Below are 18,137 nucleotides of genomic sequence, written 5' to 3'. Positions count from 1 at the left end.
TAAAACCATTTGCCGGATGAGCTTGCGATGCCGATTGTCGTTGCGTTGATTGCGCTGATCGCGCTGGGGTACGGCGCGGTGCGTGCCTTTTATGCGCTGCAGGCCGCTTTCGGGCTGGCGGTGGCGGAGGGTGTGGCTGTGCTGGTCGCGTTGCTGATCGCCGGTGCGCTCGCGTACTGGCGGCAGCGGCGCCGCGAAGTCGCGCCGAACGTGCGCGACGGCGACTGGACGCACGAATTGAAGGGCAGTTGGGGCTCGGTGCGGCTCGCGGCGGCCAAGCGGCTCTGCGAGATTCGCGTCGGCGACCAGCAGGGCGCGTATATCTTCGCCGATCTGCTCGGCGCCGAAGCACAGGGCCGCGACGCACAGGCGCGGCTCGCGCTGAAGGTCAAGGACTCACGGCACGGCGAGTGGCTCGTGCCGATGTCGAACGAGCGGGCGGCGCGCCGATGGCAGCGGATTTTCTCGCTGGCCATCGAGCAGAAGCTGTGAGCGCCACCTTCACTACGTCATGACGACGTCGGCGTCGCGCCACCCGCGCGGCGTGCCTTTCTCGCCTCCCAGCGCACGCGGATGCGATCCATGTACAGATAGACGACCGGCGTCGTATAGAGCGTCAGCATCTGGCTGACGATCAGCCCGCCGACGATCGAAATACCGAGCGGCGCGCGCATCTCCGCGCCTTCGCCGCTGCCGAACGCGAGCGGCAACGCGCCGAGCAGCGCGGCGAAGGTGGTCATCATGATCGGCCGGAAGCGCAGCAGACAGGCCTGGTAGATCGCGTCGCGCGACGACATTCCCTTGCGCGACGCGTCGATCGCGAAGTCCACCATCATGATCGCGTTCTTCTTCACGATGCCGATCAGCAGGATCACACCGATCAGCGCGATGATGCTGAACTCGGTCTTGAACAGCAGCAGCGCGAGCAACGCGCCGACGCCCGCGGACGGCAGCGTCGACAGGATCGTCAGCGGGTGGATGTAGCTCTCGTACAGGATGCCGAGCACGATATACACCGCCGCGAGCGCGGCGAGGATCAGGATCGGCTGGTCGGACATCGACTGCTGGAACGCCTGCGCGGTGCCCTGGAAGCTGCCGTGAATCGTGGCGGGCATGCCGATCTCGGCCATCGTGTCGTAGATCGCCTGCGTGGCGGTGGACAGCGACACGCCCGGCGGCAGGTTGAACGAGATCGTCGAGGCGACGAACTGGCTCTGGTGATTGACCGATAGCGGCGTGGTGCCGGGCCCGAAGCTCGCGATCGCCGACAGCGGCACCATCGTCTCCTTCGCGGTCGACACCGCCGAGCCCGACGACGCGCTCGACTTGCCGCTCGCCGCGATGGAGTTGATGGCCTGATTGCGCGCGGAGTCGGCTGCGATGCTGGCCGCGCTCGTCGCGGTGGTGGCGGCCATGCCGCCGGTTGCCGCGCTCGTCGTGGTCGACGTGCTGGTCGCTCTGGACGTCACGGTGCCGGCCGGCGCGTTGGTGGTCTGCGCGCCGCTCGCGCTGCCGCCCGACGTGCTGACGAAAATCTGCTTCAGCATCTCCGGGCTCTGCCAGTATTGCGGCGCGACTTCCATCACGACGTGATACTGGTTCAGCGGGTTGTAGATCGTCGACACCTGGCGCTGGCCGAACGCGTCATACAGCGTGTTGTCGATCTGCGCGGGCTTGATGCCGAGGCGCGATGCCGTGGCGCGATCGATCGTCACCATCGCTTCGAGACCGCCTTGCTGCTGGTCGGAGTTCACGTCCGCGAGCTCCTTGCGTGCCTGCAGCGCCTCGGTGAGCTTCGGCCCCCACTTGTACAGATCGGGCGTCGAGTCGGCGAGCAGCGTGAACTGATACTGCGCGTTCGATTGCCGGCCGCCCACGCGAATGTCCTGCACCGCCTGCAGGAACGTGCGCGCGCCGGCCACGTCGCCGAGCGGCGCGCGCAGCTGCTGGATCACCTGGTCGGCGGACAGCTTGCGCTCGCTCTTCGGCTTCAGCGACATGAACATGAAGCCCGAGTTGGTCTGCCGGCCGCCGGTGAAGCCGGCCACGCTGTCGACCGCCGGATTCTTGCTGACGATTTCCATCATCTCCGAGAACTTGCCTTTCATCGCCTGGAACGACGTGCTCTGGTCGGCCTGGATGCCGCCGATCAGGCGCCCCGTGTCCTGCTGCGGGAAGAAGCCCTTTGGCACGATGATATAAAGCGCCACGTTCAGCGCGATGGTCAGCAGCAGAACCATGACGATCAGGAGCGGATGCACGAGCGCCCAGCCGAGCGTGCGCTCGTAGCCGCGATGCATCGACGTGAAGCCGCGTTCGAGCCAGCGGCCGAAGCGGTTTTCCTCATGCTTTTCGTGCGGCTCGCGCAGCAGGCGCGAGCACATCATCGGCGTGAGCGTCAGCGATACGACCAGCGACACCGCGATCGCCAGCGACAGCGTCAGCGCGAACTCGCGGAACAGCCGCCCGACGATGCCGCCCATCAGCAGGATCGGCAGGAACACGGCGACGAGCGAGATGCTGATCGACATCACCGTGAAGCCGACCTCGCGCGCGCCGATGAACGCGGCCTTCATGCGCGGCACGCCGTCTTCGATGTGGCGCGAGATGTTTTCGAGCACGACGATCGCGTCGTCGACGACGAAGCCGGTCGCGATGGTCAACGCCATCAGCGACAGATTGTCGATCGAGAAGCCCATCAGGTACATCGCGCCGAACGTGCCGACGATCGAGATCGGCACGGCCACGCTCGGAATCAGCGTGGCGCGCCAGTTGCGCAGGAACAGGAACACCACCATCACGACGAGCGTGACCGCGATCACGAGCGTGCGCTCGGTGTCCCTCAACGACGCGCGGATCGTCGTCGAGCGGTCCGAGGTCGGCGCGATGTCGACGTCGGCGGGCAGCGACGCGTGCAGTTGCGGCAGCATCGCCTTCACGCGGTCGACGGTCTCGATGATATTCGCGCCCGGCTGCCGGTACAGGATCACGAGCACCGAGCGCTTGCCATTGAAGAGACCGAGATTGCGCAGATCTTCGACCGAATCGACGACTTCGCCCATGTCGGAGAGTTTGACCGGCGCGCCGTTGCGATAGGCAATGACGAGGTCCTTGTACTGCGACGCCTTGCTCGCCTGGTCGTTGGTGTACAGCTGTACGCGGTTCTCGCCGAACTCGATCGAGCCCTTCGGGCTGTTCGCATTGGCCGCAGCGAGCGCCGCGCGCACGTCCTCGAGGCCGATGCCGTAATGCGACAGCGCATGCGGCAGCAACTCGACGCGCACGGCCGGATTCGCCGAACCGCTGACATCCACTTCGCCAACCCCCTGCACCTGCGACAACGACTGCTGCAGCACCGTCGCGGCCGAATCGTAGAGCTGGCCCGCCGTCAGCGTGCTCGACGTCAGCGCGAGAATCAGGATCGGCGCGTCGGCCGGGTTGACCTTGTGGTAGGTCGGGTTGCTGCGCAGGCTCGCGGGCAGGTCGGCGCGCGCCGCGTTGATCGCCGCCTGCACGTCGCGCGCGGCGCCGTCGATGTTGCGGTTCAGGCCGAACTGCAGCGTGATGCGCGTCGAGCCGACCGAGCTCTGCGAGGTCATCTCGGTGACGTCGGCGATCGAGCCGAGATGCCGCTCGAGCGGACTCGCGACGCTCGTCGCGACGGTCTCCGGGCTTGCGCCCGGCAGCGTCGCCTGCACCGAGATGGTCGGGAAGTCGACCTGCGGCAGCGGCGCGACCGGCAGCTTCGTGAACGCGAATACCCCCGACAACGCGATGCCGATCGCCAGCAGCGTGGTGGCGACCGGACGGGAGATAAACGGACGCGACAGGTTCATCGCTCAGTTCCCTGCATCGGTGGCGGGCGGCGTGGCGCTACCGGACGAATCGCCGCGGTTAAAGCGCTCGCGCAGCCGGCGGCCGAGCGAATCGAACGCGAGGTAGATCACCGGCGTCGTGAACAGGGTCAGCAACTGGCTCACGATGAGGCCGCCGGCGATTGCGATACCGAGCGGCCGGCGCAGCTCCGAGCCCGCGCCGGTGCCGAGCATCAGCGGCAGCGCGCCGAGCAGCGCGGCGAGCGTGGTCATCAGGATCGGCCGGAAGCGCAGCAGACACGCCTGGTAGATCGCCTCGCGCGGCGGCTTGCCTTCCTCGCGCTCGGCGTAGAGCGCGAAGTCGATCATCATGATCGCGTTCTTCTTCACGATACCGATCAGCAGCACGATGCCGATGATGCCGATGATGTCGAGATCGTGGCCGGTGATCAGCAGCGCGAGCAGCGCGCCGACGCCGGCCGACGGCAGCGTCGACAGAATCGTGATCGGATGGATGAAGCTCTCGTACAGCACGCCGAGCACGATGTACATCGTGACGATCGCCGCGAGGATCAGGAACAGCTCGTTGGCGAGCGACGCCTGGAACGCGAGCGCCGCGCCCTGGAAGCGCGTCTGGAACGACGCGGGCAGACCGACGTCCTTCTCGGCCTGCTGGATCGCCTTGACCGCCGCGCCGAGCGACGAACCCGGCGCGAGGTTGAACGACACCGTGGTGGCCGGGAACTGGCTCAGGTGAGTGACCAGCAGCGGCGCGGGTTGCTCGATGAACTTCGCGATCGACGACAGCGGCACCTGGCCGCCTGTCGACGTGGAAGAGGGCAGGTAGATCGAGTTCAGCGACGTGGTGTAGTGCTGCATCGTCGGCTGCGCTTCGAGAATCACGCGGTACTGGTTCGACTGCGTGAAGATCGTCGAAATGATGCGCTGGCCGAACGCATCGTACAACGCGTTGTCGATCGTGGCCGGTGTGATGCCGAAGCGCGCGGCGGTCGCGCGGTCGATCTCGATGAACACCGAGCGGCCGTTGTCCTGCAGATTGGTCGCGACGTCCGCAAGCTCGGGCGACTGCTTCAACCGGTCGACCAGCTTCGGCACCCACGTGGTGAATTCGCTGATGTTCGGATCGGTCAGCATGAACTGATACTGCGTCGGGCTGACGGTCGAGTCGATCGTCAGGTCCTGCACCGGCTGCATGTACAGCGACGCGCCCGGAATATGCGCGACGTCTTTCTGCAACTGGCGGATCACCTCGCTCGCGGTATTGCTGCGGTCGTCGCGCGGCTTCAGGTTGATCAGCATGCGGCCGCTGTTCAGCGTGATGTTGCTGCCGTCCACGCCGATGAACGAGGTCAGGCTTTCGACGTCCGGGTTCTTCAGGATCTGGTCGGCGAGCGCCTGCTGACGCTCGGCCATCGATGCGAACGACACCGACTGCGGCATCTGCGTGATCGCCTGGATCACGCCGGTGTCCTGCACCGGGAAGAAGCCCTTCGGCACGAACACGTACAGCAGGCCGGTCAGCACCAGCGTGAGCACCGCGACGACCAGCGTGGAGCGCTGACGGTTCAGCACCCACGTGAGCGCGACCGCGTAGCGCGCGATCACCCAGTCGATGAAGCGGTGCGCCTTCGCCTCGAAACGGTGACTGTCGTGCGGCGGCGTGTGGCGCAACAGCTTCGCGCACATCATCGGCACGAGCGTCAGCGACACGACCGCCGAGATGACGATCGTCACCGCGAGCGTGATCGCGAATTCGTGGAACAGGCGCCCGACCACGTCGCCCATGAAGAGCAGCGGAATCAGCACCGCGATCAGCGAGACCGTCAGCGAAATGATCGTGAAGCCGATCTGCTTCGAGCCCTTCAGCGCGGCTTCGAGCGCCGTGTCGCCTTGCTCGACGTAGCGCGCGATGTTCTCGATCATCACGATCGCGTCGTCGACGACGAAGCCGGTGGCGATGGTCAGTGCCATCAGCGACAGGTTGTCGAGCGAGAAGCCGCACAGGTACATCACCGCGAGCGTGCCGATCAGCGACAGCGGCACCGACAGGCTCGGAATGATCGTCGCGTAGACGTTGGCGAGGAACAGGTACATCACCAGCACGACCAGCACGACCGACATCGCCAGTTCGAACTGCACGTCGCGCACCGACGCGCGGATCGTCGTGGTGCGGTCGGTGACGACCTCGACGTCGAGCGCGGCGGGCAGCGACTGCTGCAACTGCGGCAGCAGCGCCTTGATGCTGTCGACCACCTGGATCACGTTCGCGCCTGGCTGGCGCTGCACGTTCAGGATGATCGCGGGCGTGTTGTCGACCCACGCGCCGAGCTTCGTATTCTCCGGTCCCGCCACGATGCTCGCGACGTCGGTCAGCATCACCGGACGGCCGCTCTTGTACGCGACCACGGCGCTCTTGTATTCGTCGGCGTCGGTCAACTGGTCGTTCGAGTTGATCGTGTAGTTGCGCGTCGGACCGTCGAAATTGCCCTTCGGCGTATTGACGTTCAGGTTCGAGACAGTGGTGCGCAGGTCGTCGAGATTCAGGCCGTACGCGGCGAGCGCGCGCGGGTTCGCCTGAATGCGGATCGCCGGGCGCTGGCCGCCCGACAGGCTCACGAGACCCACCCCGGCGACCTGCGAAATCTTCTGCGCGAGACGCGTGTCGGCGAGATCCTGCACCTGCGTGAGCGGCAGTGTCTTCGACGTGATCGCGAGCGTGATGATCGGCGCGTCGGCCGGGTTGACCTTCGCGTAGATCGGCGGCGCGGGCAGGTCGGACGGCAGCAGGTTGCCCGCCGCGTTGATCGCCGCCTGGACCTCCTGCTCGGCGATGTCGAGCGGCAGGTCGAGGCTGAACTGCAGCGTGATGATCGACGAGCCGGCCGAGCTTTGCGACGACATCTGGTTCAGCGACGGCATCTGCCCGAATTGCCTCTCGAGCGGCGCCGTCACGGACGACGTCATCACGTCCGGGCTCGCGCCCGGATAGAAGGTCTGCACCTGGATCGTCGGATAGTCGACCTCGGGCAGCGCGGACAGCGGCAGAAAGCGCAGCGCGACGAGGCCGACCAGCATGATCGCCGCCATCAGCAGCGCGGTGCCGACAGGACGCAGAATAAAAGCGCGGGATGGATTCATGCGGTAAGTGCCGTGCCTTTACTTTATTGCGATGCTTGCGCCGCGTGCCGGCCGCGATGCGCGTGCGCGCCGGATGCGGCCGATGCGCCGGACGCGCCACGCGGCCGCTCGGCCGGAATCGTGATCTTCGCGCCTTCGCGCAGCCGGTCCGAACCGTCGATCACGACGCGCTCGCCGACCGCGAGGCCCGACTGGATGCTGGTGCGCTCGCCGTCGACCGGGCCGACCTTGACCTGGCGCACGGTGACCGTGTTGTCGGGCTTCACGACGTACACGAAGGTACCCATCGAGCCGTTGAGCACCGCCGAGGTCGGCACGATCACCGCGTTCCTGATCGTATCGACGAGCAGGCGAGTGTTGACGAACTGGTTCGGGAACAGGCCGTTGTCCTTGTTCTCGAAGATCGCGCGCAGTTTGATCGTGCCGGTGGTCGTGTCGATCTGATTGTCCATCGTCTTTAGCGAGCCGACTTCGAGCGGATGCGTGTTGCTGCGGTCGTACGCGGTGGCCGACAGCGACTCGCCGTTCTGCGTGTGCTGGATGATCTGCTGCAGATTGTCTTCGGAAGTCGTGAACAACACGCTGATCGGATCGAGCTGCGTAATCACGACGATGCCGTTGGTGAGGCCCGAGGTCACGTAGTTGCCCGGGTCGACCTGACGCAGACCGACGCGTCCCGACACCGGCGCGGTGATGCGCGCGTACACGAGGTCGAGCTTGAAGCTGTCGATGTTCGCCTGGTCGGACTTCACCGTGCCTTCGTATTGCCGCACCAGCGACGCCTGCGTGTCGACCTGCTGACTCGCGATCGAGTCCTGCGTGAGCAGCGTCTGATAGCGCTTCAGATCGAGACGCGCGGTGGCGAGCAGCGCCTCGTCGCGCACCAGCGTGCCCTCGGCGTTGCGCAGCGAAATTTCGTACGGGCGCGGGTCGATCTGGGCCAGTACGTCGCCCTTCTTGACCATCTGGCCTTCCTTGAAATAGACGTCCTGCAGCACGCCGCTCAGTTGCGGCAGCACGGTGACGGTGGCGAGCGGCGTGACCGTGCCGAGCGCAGTCAGCACGACCGGCATCTCGCCCTGCGTCGCGGCGGCGACGTGCACCGGCTGCGCCATGTTGGCCATCGCGTTCGGGCCGCCGCGGCCGAAGCGGCCGCTGCGCGCGCCGCTCGGCGCCCCCGGCGCGCTCGCGCCGCTGCCGGCGCCGCCCCACGGATGCCAGCGCCACAGCACGACGCCGAACACGACCAGCGCCGCGACGATCAGCGCGACAGTGCGGCCACGGTGGCGTTTCACCGCGCCGGGCGCGCTCGATTGCGCGCCGTTCGCGGACGGCTGGGAAGCGGCAGGGCGTTGGGTTTCCGGGTGCTTTTGTTGTTCGTCCATCGGTTCGGTCGGGTGGCTGGCTTGATGATGTGAGCCGCCGATGCGCTCGCCGCCATTCGAAGGGCGGTGGGCCGGCACACGGGCGGCATGTCAGGCGGTCGTGGCGGCGGGCGCCGCGCAATGTTCAGCGCGATGCTACCCGAGGCGCGGGACAGAGATGTTAACGCAATGCGGAATCATCGCGGCTGGACGCGGCCGGTTCGACGACGCTCACGGCTCGCGGCGCGCGGTCCCGCGACGGGATGCGTGATCGTACGTTGCGGCGTCTGTAACAGTCCAGCCGCGTATTTTTCGGTTGATTACGAAGGTTACAGCATGTCGGCGCATCGTCGGGCGAGGGCGGGCCGCCGTCGCCACTCTCGCACATCACGGGCGGCTGGCGCCGCGTTCGATCCGCGCGGGGCGCCGTTTGGCGCCCGATGCCGCCGACGGCTTATTCGTCGAGCCGGCGCCCCGGCGTGCCGCCGATCTCCAGCACGATCTTGTCGATGCATTCGAGCAGCGCGGGCGCGGCGCGCGCGATCAGCCAGTCGCGCGGACATTGGTCGGCCGAGCCGCCGCAATTGACTGCGTAGCGCTCGCCCGACGGCCCGACGAAGCCGAGCGCGATCGCGTTCAGCCCGTTGTACCACTCGCCGGTGGCGATTGCGAAGCCGCGCTCGAGGGTGTCCTGGATCGCGCTTGCGAGACGGCTGCCGATATAGCCCCAATCGTCACCTTCGGCCGTCTGCAGGCCGACCAGCAGACGGTCGCGGTCCGGTTGCGCGAGCGCCGCGAGGTACGCCCGGCCGACGGCGGTGCGCGTCAAGCTCATGCGCGAGCCGATTTCGAGTCGCGACACGAGCACCGCCGAACGCGGCCGGATCGCGTCGATGACGACCATGTCGTAGCGGTCGCGCACCGCCAGATGCACCGACAACGCGGTGCGTTCCGCGAGTTCGATCAGAAACGGCCGCGCGCGCGAGCGGATGTCGAAGTTGCGCAGAAAGCCGTTGCTCAGCTCGAGCACCGACGAGGTCAGCACGAAGCGTTCGCTGTCGGGTAGTCGCAGCAGAAAACCGGTGCCGACGAGCGTCGCGGTGATGCGCGACACGGTGGGCTTCGGGATGCCGGTCAACTCGGCGAGTTCGCGATTGCTGAGTGGTGCGTGCGCGGCAGCGACGGCGCGCAGTACGGTCAGGCCGCGCGCGAGCGCGGTGACTTCATCGCCCGGGCCGTCTCGGTCTTTGCTGGCGGGGACCTTGGCGGCGACGGGTTGGTTGGGAGTGGATCGGTTCATGCGTTTTTATGGAACAGCATTTCAAATTGTTCGTGCGACAACCTGTTGACGGCCGCTCACAGAGGCAGGGACATCTCCAAACCGGGGCACCCATTCATACATTTTTAAGAAAAGTCATTGTATCGGAAGAAATTGCCGATCGATGGTCGACTACTTCTTTTTGCTTGACTTAGTCAGCATAACCATAAAAAATGGAACCGCATTTCGAAAGTCGCTTGTCTCCGCTGCATTTTGGTGCGCGCGAGGGGAAAAATCCTAAAATCCAGGATCGGTTGCCCGTCCAATGCGCTCGAGCCTTTCGAATATCTTCTCTCAGGTTCTAGCACGGCCCTCGGAATGGCTAGAACTTTTTAAGGCGTCACGGCAACGTGACGCTTTTTTTTTGTTGTTATGGGAGCACAACAAAGTTTGCGGGAAGTAAGGGAGAGCGGTTCAGATACAACAAAGTCTGCGGCGACGCGTATTTTTATTGTGCAATGCGCCAATTTTAATGGTGATAGATTGGTGCTCTGCCTCGGCGATGCAAACCGGAGCACTTTGTCTCAACGCCGAGATCACGAGCGCGAATGCGGATTTCCACGAGTGGTTCAACCAAGTCATACGCTTGGGGCGCCTCAATTGCGCTATCGCGCAATTGCTTGAGAACTCCAGAGGAAAGGTCCGTGCAGAGGTGGCGGTTCGTGTCGCTGCCTTCAGGGTCAGCCATCCGTAAGTGACGGCATAGTCATCGGGGCTGCGAAGTATTTCGGATTTTATCCAAGACTGCCCTAACGCAGTCCTGTTGGGACGGTGGCGATGCGCGCGAGCGGCATTTTGGAGTGACAAAAGTTTGCCACCGAGCTCAGAATCATCTCCCGTGCTATTTCCAATAAGCGCTTCGATGTCATCCCAGAATCCCGCTGGGAGTTCCGGTTCTACATCGTCGTCCATATAGTTTTCATTAATTTTTGACGCGGCGAAAGCGGCGCGGAGGAACGCGTTCGCGTGGCCTTGTAGTTGCGAGAAGAATATCTTGATGGGGAAAGAGGTTGCCGCACGGCCAAGTATGGGCATAGTCGTCCCATTCTTGACCACTGACGGGATACGACTCGTTGAACAGCGCTGAAGCATCGATCGGGAATCCATACTCGGTTGATTTGAGTGCATTGAGCAAACCATCGCACAGCTCGGCAACCCGTTCCGGGGCGAAACTGCAGGCGGCCGCAAGTGCTGCACGGACAACGCGCGCGCTATTTTCCCCGTCGAGCGTAGTGCCGCTCAGAATTGCATCGTAGCCAGATAAATCGGGAGCATCAGCAGAGCGAACTGTGATATCGCACCGCGCGAGGTCGATATTCAGAAGTAGGTTCTGTGATGGGCATGCGCTCTCCATTCACAGTACGCTACCTTCGATGCGATCCTCGGCTCAGCTGCATCGAGCTTGTAATAACCCAAGGCAGCCTGTTCATACTGATGTGATGTCAAGCAAGCGTCAGCAGCGCACTCAACTCCCCAATCTGGATTGGGTTGATGATGTATCCGGAGAAGTCGAAGATCGTGTATCGCAAGGACAGCAATCGCACTGGCACTTATCCGAACGTGCAGTTTACGTTCCTCGGTTTTACGTTTAGACCGAGAGGGGCATTGAGCAAACACCAGCGGCGATTTACTGGCTTTCTGCCAGCGGCGAGCAGCGATGCCTTAAAGCGGATGAGACAGCACGTGCGAAGTTGGCGAATACACCGACGAACATCGGCGACGCTGGATGAACTTGCGCAGCAATGCAACACGACGATACAAGGGTGGTGGAACTACTATGGGGCGTTCTACCGGGCGGCGATGCACAGCCTCTTCGGCTACATCGACCTATGGCTTATGCGGTGGGCTCGACGAAAGTACAGGAGGCTGCGGCAGCGCAAGCGACGTAGTGCGGAATGGCTACGCAAGATGAAGTTCGCCCACCTCAGGTTGTTTGTCCACTGGCGTATCGTTGGCGTATCGGTCGGATAACGGGAGCCGAATGAGTCGAGAGGCTCACGTTGGGTTCTGCGAGAGACTCGGGGTGCAACTCCCCGGGTCTACTCACCTCATAACAGCCAGCCACGATGATCCCGCCGATCACGCCGGTCTCGAGTGGGCATCCTTTTGTTTTCGGAATGTCCTATATTCGCGGCAAGTGATCCCGATCACCAACCTCGCTGCCGCGGCGGACCGTCCGGGCCGGTTGCGGAACGCGCACGCTGACCATTACTGAGTTCTCACGCTTGACCCCGGGCTTCGCTTTCGCGGTGCCGACCCTGTGAATCGATTGACGTTTTAAGTTTCGCTTAAGTTTCGATCTCTACGGTTACCCCTCCGAAGACACGGTCGCCCCGAAGGCATGCGGACAGATGTTGGGCAAGCGCACCGACAGCGGTATCCGAACAAGCCCGAGCTTCGCGACGCGTGCGTAGCGCGAATGAGCGTGGCGGGCGTGGCCATGCAAAGTTGGCATCGGGTCCGGCCTCTCTTCATTCGTGACGGCACGCGAGCCAAGTCGCCGTCGTTCAATATCACCGCTTCCCGCCGTTCCTTCATGAGTTTTCCCACATTCGAAGTGCCGGCAGCACGCACCGGCAAACTCCTGTTTTTCCGTTCGACCCCTTGCGTCCACGCGACGGATGCGCCGGCGCTTTGCTCGCCGCCACTCCCGCTGCCACGGACCGGTCGCGCCCGGCTCGCGCAGCAGGCAATACGTCCGGCAGATGTTTCGTGAGCGTCGGGACATGCGTGCGTGCATCCTGATCCTGGTTTTGTTCTCCTTATTCGCCGGTCCCGCGATGGCGCGCGCCCGTCATATCAAACGCGTCGTGGCGAAACCCGCGGTGCTCGCGCGCGCTGCGATGGTCGTCGATCTGACGACCGGGCGCGCGCTGTATATGAAGCATGCGGATCAGCGCCTCCCGATCGCGTCGTTGACCAAACTTCTGACCGCAATGGTGGTGATCGACTCGAAACGCTCGCTGGTCAAGCCGTCACGCATCACGGACGCCGATGTCGACCGCTTGAAGTGGTCGCGCTCGCGCCTGCCGGTCGGCTCGCTGCTGCTGCGTCGAACGATGCTGCATATCGCGCTGATGTCGTCGGAGAATCGCGCGGCATTTGCGCTGAGCCGTGATTATTCGGGCGGACGTGCCGGCTTTGTCAAAGCAATGAATCGCAAGGCGCGGCGTCTGCACATGACTCACAGCCATTTCGTCGATCCGACCGGACTGTCGCCGCAGAACGTATCGAGCGCGCGCGATCTGGTGAAACTCGCAAGCGCCGCGTACCGGTATCCGAAGATACAAGCGTATTCGACGTCCCATAGGCAAGTCGTTCTTGGCGGCGACGGCCCGCTGATGTATCACAACACCGATCCGCTCGTGCATCGCGCGTCATGGCACGTTGCGCTGCAAAAAACAGGCTTTACGAACGAGGCCGGTCATTGCCTGATCGTGATGACGCCGGTGAGCGGACACATGATGGTGATCGTGCTGCTCGGCGCTCCGAATCCGCACGCGCACTTTCAGGACGCGATCGAGCTGCGGCGCTGGATCCGAACCATGCGCCACCGCTGAGCGCGCAACGCGCTGGGGCGTTGCGTCCGTCGCCGAGGTTGCGTTTCGCAACGCCCACCGTTGACTGATTTGCGCGGTTTTGCGCGGCGGCCTCACAGCTCGGGTCGGCGATCGAATCGTTATTCCAGCGGTGTGTCAATGAAACAAGTTTCGCGAGCTAGCGACGGCAGGTGGATTTTGCCGCACGCCCGGATTGCGATGTTGTTGAAGGATCGAACGCTGGTCGCTGACTATGTTAGGTGCCTGACGTTCGCAGCTTCGCGGTATCCGAATCTTCGATCGACCATGTGACGTTATCGGCTTCCCGGCGAGTGATGGCTAATTTGACAGAGCGTCAAGGAAAGAATGCGAGCGTCGGCTAGGACAACGGGCACGAGATCGGCGGCAGGCTATCGCATGAAGCAAGATATCTGCTGGTTGCAGGCGCGGTGATCGGGGGGAGGGCTAACGGTCATCGCCAACGCACCCAGTCCGGCCGAGATCATCCTTGTGCGAGGGGGATTTTCTGACGAATCCGTCAGTGCCCTCTGGCTGCTGGCCAGCCCCATTCTTCCGACCGCTACGGCGTGCGTAGCATTCGTTTTGCTGCAGACGCCTTGCCAATCGCGCTGACGCGCTCGGACAAGCATGACTACCAGTAAAGTCGTTAAAAGCTTCGGGTGCAACGGCAGCCAGCGTGCGCTTTATGGGCGTCGCTCTCTAGGCCTAAGTGAAAAGGAAACGACGTGCTTCTTCCAGACACCACAGGAAGCCGTGACGGGAATCCACACATACTTTTGTCGAAGCTTGGCGACTGCAGGCATATCTACCGTTGCATCGAGTGTTGCCGATTGCCCTGATTCTTGCGCGCCTCTCCCGGGCAATACTCTTGCGTGTAACGCATTGCCCGCCGAAACGATAATTGAATCGTAGCGCTGCCCAGTTCGAACCCATTGGTCGAACGCCGCGATGCAATTTACGACCGCTTCGCGAACATGGATGCGTCTGAGAAAGGCGTAGTCGGCTAGTGGTGAGGGTTTCGGTTGCGCATGAGCCAGGTGATAGGTCCAGCAACATACGACGAGAAAAAAAAGACTAGTGATAACCTTCATTCGGTAGCAAGCCCGCAGGGGGCACTTATCCATAGGGCAACAAACCGTGAGTATACACGCAGCCTTAAACCGGCTTTCTGCACGCTTTGCCCGAAGCGGGGATGCCCACGACAATTGCGCAGCAGTGCTGCGAGTCGGGATTGCCGGAGCGGAGCGATACTCGCATCACCGCCGAACGAGAAGGAACTGGATGCTTGCCGCGGCATTTGGATGCGCCATGCTCATATCGTGTTCACGAACGCATGATGTGTTTGAAGGTGCACCCATTTACTCGGGCGCGACTGAGCTGGACGTGTCATCCGTGGTCGAATGCATCACCGAACGCTGGAAGCGTAGCACGCGCAAATTGCACCGTTCGCGCTCCGGGGAGGGTGTGCGATTGCAAGGTAAGACTTTCTTTCGTGGCGTACCCGTTGGCGTGACGGTAGCTCGCGCAATGGGGCGCACTCGCGTGCAGTTCTTTCAGGAACGGTCGACAGATCACATCTATATGTCGTTTGTGAAAGGCTGTGTGCGGTAGAGATCGAGCGCAGAGGGGCTCGTGCTAGTATTTCGGAGATCCCAGGCTCCGATGCTTCCTCGTACTGCCCATGTTGGCGGCCGTTCCCGTCCAGGTGGCGAAGGTCATCTCCTCTGAAATCACTCAATGCGTTTCCGCTCCAGGTCCATCAATTTTTCGCCAATTTCGACTAGACCACATGCGCTGCCGCGTTGGCGTTCGCACGCGCTGGGAGCGGCTTTCTCATTGGGGTTTCTCGTCCTCGCTGCGCGAGCGGCGTGGGTGCAGGGGATCAACGATAGGTTTTATCAGAAGCAGGGGGAACTTCGACAGTTGCGCGAGTTCAGCATTCATGCGACGCGTGGACGCATTCTCGACCGCGACGGGAGAGCGCTGGCGGTCAGCCTTCCGACGCGCACGTTATGGCTGGATGCGGACGGTGCGGACACGGTCTCGTCCGACCAGGCATCTGCACTGGGTAAGTTGCTCGACATTGACGCGGACTGGATCGGCGCAATGGCGGCGTCCCACAAATCATTTGTCTACCTCAAGCGGCAGGTGCCCCTGGATGTTGCGCAGCGGGCGATGCTTCTCGATGTGCCGGGCGTTTATGCCCAACCAGATTACCGTCGCTACTATCCGGAAGGCAGCATTGTGGCGCATGTCACCGGTTTCGCTGGCGTCGACGGTAATGGTCTGGAGGGCATTGAAAAAGTCGATAATCGCCTACTGACCGGTGGCAATGGCAGGCGCCGCGTGCTGCGAAACGCTCAAGGGCAGGTCATCGATACGCTTGCGCTGCAACGTCCCATCGCCGGCAAGGACGTGACGCTCACCATCGATGAGCCCGTCCAGTACGCAACCTTCAAAGCCTTGCGTGATGCCGTTGAGCGCACCGATGCACATTCAGGCTCGGCGATCGTTCTGGACGCACACACTGGCGAGATTCTCGCAATGGCAAACTGGCCGAGTTTCGATCCGAACACCCGCCGCAGAAGAACGGGCGAGGCGATGCGCAACTACGCTGTCACCGATGTGTTCGAGCCGGGCTCGGTCATGAAGCCCCTGACGATCGCACTGGCGTTGCAACGCAATGAGATATCGCCTCGCTCCGTGGTACCGACCAACGGTGGAAGGCTGCGACTCGACGGGGCCGTGATTCACGACGACAAGAACTTCGGCACTTTGACGGTTAGCGGCGTCGTGCAGAAGTCAAGCAACGTGGGCACGACAAAAATCGCGCTGCTGATGAAGCCACACGACATGTGGAACAACTTCCGTGCTGTCGGGCTGGGTCGGGCGCCCCGCGCGGGCTTGCCGGGCGCGGCAACCGGCACGCTGCGTCCTTACCAGAACTGGCGGCGGATCGAGCAGGCAACGATGTCGTACGGCTACGGTCTGTCCGCGTCGTTGCTGCAACTGGCGCAAATGTACACGGTGTTCGGCAATGAAGGTCTGTTTGTACCCGCTACGATTCATCCGCGACATGGTATGCCGGCGCATGGTCGACGCGTTTATTCGCCACGCGTCGCGGCGGAAGTGCTCACCATGCTTGAGTCCGTGGTGTCCGAGGACGGTACAGCACCACAGGCAGCCGTACCGGGCTATACGGCCGCAGGCAAGACCGGAACCGCATATCGTTGGACCGCGCGCGGCTACGACCGCAGTCAGTATCGGGCGTCGTTCGTTGGGATTGTCCCGGCACAACATCCGAGGGTGATCATCGCGGTGTCGATCGACCGGCCCCACGTGGGCTCGCATTTCGGCGGCGCAGTCGCAGGACCTGCCTTCTCGGATATCGCGGCGAAGACCATGAATCTTCTGGGCGTGACGCCTGATGATCCTGGCGCACAATTTGTGCAGGACAATCCAGGGCCGGTCACATAGACGATATGCTCGAGATCGCGTCTCACGCGCTGTCGTTAGCGGTCGACGCCTGGCAATCCTTTTGCCGTAACTGGCCACCGCATACGGACCGTTTTCATTCTTCCTTGACGCCTGCTGCCCGACGGATAATCCAGCCAACCGTGAGCCCCTGACCCAGGATCGACGAAACGACCACACAGTACGTCAACGCGAGGACGATGTCGCGCCCCGGTCCAGGCTGAATCGATAGTGCCAGTGCAACGGAAATGCCACCACGCAGCCCGCCCCATGTAAGCACGCTCCACGCTCCTTTCGGTAGCCGGGACGCCCGCCCAAGCAGCATGACAGGCAGTCCCACAGAAACCAGTCGCGCGAGCAGTGCGACCAGTGCCGCACCGGCGCCAGCGAGTAGTATCCTGCCGGGGAACTCGACGAGCAGAACCTCCATGCCGATCAATACAAAAAGAACGGCATTCAGAATCTCATCGATCAACTCCCAGAACATGTCCACGTATCGCCGGGTCGTCTCGGACATCGCGTCGGCGCGGCCGCGGTTGCCGATCATCACGCCCGCAACCACCATGGCGAGTGGCCCGGAGACATGCAGATGATTAGCGAGCGCGTAGCCGCCGATCACCGATGCGAGCGTCATCAGGACTTCGACCTGGTAATGGTCGACGCTTTTGAGCAGCCGATATGTCAGATAGCCTACGACCCCGCCGAATAGCAGGCCGCCGCCGGCTTCCAGGATAAATGCAGCCAACCCCGTCTGGACGGATGGAGTGACGCCCGTGCTGGCCATCGTGAGCAGCAGAGAGAAAAGCACGACCCCGACGCCGTCGTTGAAGAGCGACTCTCCAGTAATGACCACCTTCAGGCCTTCGGGCGCGCCTGCGGACTTCAGGATGCCCATCACCGCGACGGGGTCCGTTGGCGAAATCAGGGCGCCGAACAGCAGGCAGAAGGGCAGCGCGAGTTCGACTCCGCAAAGGGGGAGCAGTTTCCACATCGCGAATCCGATCAGCAGCGTGGAGGTCGCCGTACTGAGCACAGCCAGACTGATGATCTGGGTCCGGAAAGCCTTCAGCTTGCGTAAATCCACATGCATCGCGCCGGCGAACAGCAAAAGCGACAGCATGCCTTGCAGAAGCACCTCACTGAAATTGATCGAGTTGACGAGATGCTCTTCTGCAAGGCGCAGACCGTGCGCGACGCCAAGCTTGTCCAGTCCAACGATCGCAAGGGAGAGTCCGAGCGCCGTTACCATGACGCCGATCGTCGTCGGAAGCCTCAGAAAGCGGTGATTCACATACGCCAGTAGCGCGGTGACGACCAGACAGATGGCAATGATGTCGAGCATGCGGCGTGGTGGGAAATGAAGGTTCTGGGTTGGATTGAGCGGACCAGCGGCGCTGGATCATGTGGTCGGATTCGCACGGGAAATCTATGTTGAATTTTCTGCATC

Annotated in this window: 13 protein-coding genes; 5 read left to right on the top strand and 8 right to left on the bottom strand. The window is 62.8% G+C overall.

Annotation, left to right across the window (positions count from 1 at the left end):
• Window positions 1–27: 27 nt before the first annotated feature.
• Entirely contained in the window at window positions 28–492 is a 465-nt protein-coding gene (locus HDG34_RS21240; protein ID WP_090804017.1) for a hypothetical protein, read from the top strand.
• A gap of 17 nt (window positions 493–509) precedes the next feature.
• Here HDG34_RS21240 and HDG34_RS21235 read toward each other — a convergent pair whose 3' ends face one another.
• From HDG34_RS21235 to HDG34_RS21210, 6 genes are all read right to left on the bottom strand, one after another.
• Window positions 510–3,836, bottom strand: a complete 3,327-nt coding sequence (locus HDG34_RS21235; RefSeq protein ID WP_184062047.1) for an efflux RND transporter permease subunit — start codon at window positions 3,834–3,836, stop codon at window positions 510–512.
• 3 nt (window positions 3,837–3,839) lie between these two features.
• Window positions 3,840–6,974 carry an MdtB/MuxB family multidrug efflux RND transporter permease subunit gene (locus HDG34_RS21230; protein ID WP_184062046.1) on the bottom strand — a complete coding sequence of 1,045 codons (3,135 nt, stop codon included), beginning with the start codon at window positions 6,972–6,974 and terminating at the stop codon, window positions 3,840–3,842.
• 23 nt (window positions 6,975–6,997) lie between these two features.
• Entirely contained in the window at window positions 6,998–8,359 is a 1,362-nt protein-coding gene (locus HDG34_RS21225) for an MdtA/MuxA family multidrug efflux RND transporter periplasmic adaptor subunit (RefSeq protein ID WP_184062045.1), read from the bottom strand.
• Window positions 8,360–8,792: 433 nt separating this feature from the next.
• Window positions 8,793–9,638: an IclR family transcriptional regulator gene (locus HDG34_RS21220; protein ID WP_184062044.1), complete on the bottom strand. Its 846-nt coding sequence runs from the start codon at window positions 9,636–9,638 to the stop codon at window positions 8,793–8,795.
• Between the two features lie 432 nt (window positions 9,639–10,070).
• Window positions 10,071–10,568 carry a hypothetical protein gene (locus HDG34_RS21215; RefSeq protein WP_184062043.1) on the bottom strand — a complete coding sequence of 166 codons (498 nt, stop codon included), beginning with the start codon at window positions 10,566–10,568 and terminating at the stop codon, window positions 10,071–10,073.
• 10 nt (window positions 10,569–10,578) lie between these two features.
• A complete protein-coding gene (locus tag HDG34_RS21210) occupies window positions 10,579–11,010 on the bottom strand; it encodes a hypothetical protein (RefSeq protein WP_184062042.1) in 432 nt (143 codons plus the stop codon).
• A gap of 137 nt (window positions 11,011–11,147) precedes the next feature.
• Between HDG34_RS21210 and HDG34_RS39860 the strand changes: the two genes are divergently transcribed.
• The 3 genes from HDG34_RS39860 (at window position 11,148) to HDG34_RS39355 (ending at window position 13,828) form a co-directional block, all read left to right on the top strand.
• The gene (locus tag HDG34_RS39860) at window positions 11,148–11,627 is read left to right on the top strand and encodes a group II intron maturase-specific domain-containing protein (RefSeq protein ID WP_311735647.1); all 480 of its coding nucleotides are present in this window, start codon (window positions 11,148–11,150) and stop codon (window positions 11,625–11,627) included.
• Window positions 11,628–12,466: 839 nt separating this feature from the next.
• Window positions 12,467–13,216: a serine hydrolase gene (locus HDG34_RS21200; protein WP_311734823.1), complete on the top strand. Its 750-nt coding sequence runs from the start codon at window positions 12,467–12,469 to the stop codon at window positions 13,214–13,216.
• Between the two features lie 489 nt (window positions 13,217–13,705).
• Window positions 13,706–13,828 carry a hypothetical protein gene (locus HDG34_RS39355; protein WP_311734824.1) on the top strand — a complete coding sequence of 41 codons (123 nt, stop codon included), beginning with the start codon at window positions 13,706–13,708 and terminating at the stop codon, window positions 13,826–13,828.
• A 71-nt stretch (window positions 13,829–13,899) separates the two neighbouring features.
• On the opposite strand, the gene HDG34_RS40190 is transcribed toward HDG34_RS39355, so the two are convergent.
• The gene (locus HDG34_RS40190) at window positions 13,900–14,307 is read right to left on the bottom strand and encodes a BspC domain-containing protein (RefSeq protein ID WP_409259479.1); all 408 of its coding nucleotides are present in this window, start codon (window positions 14,305–14,307) and stop codon (window positions 13,900–13,902) included.
• Between the two features lie 745 nt (window positions 14,308–15,052).
• Here HDG34_RS40190 and HDG34_RS21190 point away from each other — a divergent pair.
• Complete coding sequence (locus HDG34_RS21190) at window positions 15,053–16,693, top strand: penicillin-binding protein 2 (RefSeq protein WP_260321279.1); 1,641 nt, start codon at window positions 15,053–15,055, stop codon at window positions 16,691–16,693.
• 94 nt (window positions 16,694–16,787) lie between these two features.
• On the opposite strand, the gene HDG34_RS21185 is transcribed toward HDG34_RS21190, so the two are convergent.
• Window positions 16,788–18,032 carry a sodium:proton antiporter gene (locus HDG34_RS21185; protein ID WP_184062040.1) on the bottom strand — a complete coding sequence of 415 codons (1,245 nt, stop codon included), beginning with the start codon at window positions 18,030–18,032 and terminating at the stop codon, window positions 16,788–16,790.
• Between the last annotated feature and the right edge of the window lie 105 nt (window positions 18,033–18,137).

It is taken from the genome of Paraburkholderia sp. HC6.4b (assembly GCF_014200875.1).
In the GTDB taxonomy this organism is placed as follows: domain Bacteria; phylum Pseudomonadota; class Gammaproteobacteria; order Burkholderiales; family Burkholderiaceae; genus Paraburkholderia; species Paraburkholderia tuberum.
Note: the sequence above shows the minus strand (reverse complement) of the source record. Positions and strands in the feature narration are given on the sequence as shown.

Excerpts from the sequence above, each read along its gene's own strand:
- HDG34_RS21240 (WP_090804017.1), top strand. The coding sequence starts at position 28 with ATGCCGATTGTCGTTGCGTTGATTGCGCTGATCGCGCTGGGGTACGGC.
- HDG34_RS21235 (WP_184062047.1), bottom strand. The coding sequence starts at position 3,836 with ATGAACCTGTCGCGTCCGTTTATCTCCCGTCCGGTCGCCACCACGCTG.
- HDG34_RS21230 (WP_184062046.1), bottom strand. The coding sequence starts at position 6,974 with ATGAATCCATCCCGCGCTTTTATTCTGCGTCCTGTCGGCACCGCGCTG.
- HDG34_RS21225 (WP_184062045.1), bottom strand. The coding sequence starts at position 8,359 with ATGGACGAACAACAAAAGCACCCGGAAACCCAACGCCCTGCCGCTTCC.
- HDG34_RS21220 (WP_184062044.1), bottom strand. The coding sequence starts at position 9,638 with ATGAACCGATCCACTCCCAACCAACCCGTCGCCGCCAAGGTCCCCGCC.
- HDG34_RS21215 (WP_184062043.1), bottom strand. The coding sequence starts at position 10,568 with ATGGACGACGATGTAGAACCGGAACTCCCAGCGGGATTCTGGGATGAC.
- HDG34_RS21210 (WP_184062042.1), bottom strand. The coding sequence starts at position 11,010 with ATGGAGAGCGCATGCCCATCACAGAACCTACTTCTGAATATCGACCTC.
- HDG34_RS39860 (WP_311735647.1), top strand. The coding sequence starts at position 11,148 with ATGATGTATCCGGAGAAGTCGAAGATCGTGTATCGCAAGGACAGCAAT.
- HDG34_RS40190 (WP_409259479.1), bottom strand. The coding sequence starts at position 14,307 with ATGAAGGTTATCACTAGTCTTTTTTTTCTCGTCGTATGTTGCTGGACC.
- HDG34_RS21185 (WP_184062040.1), bottom strand. The coding sequence starts at position 18,032 with ATGCTCGACATCATTGCCATCTGTCTGGTCGTCACCGCGCTACTGGCG.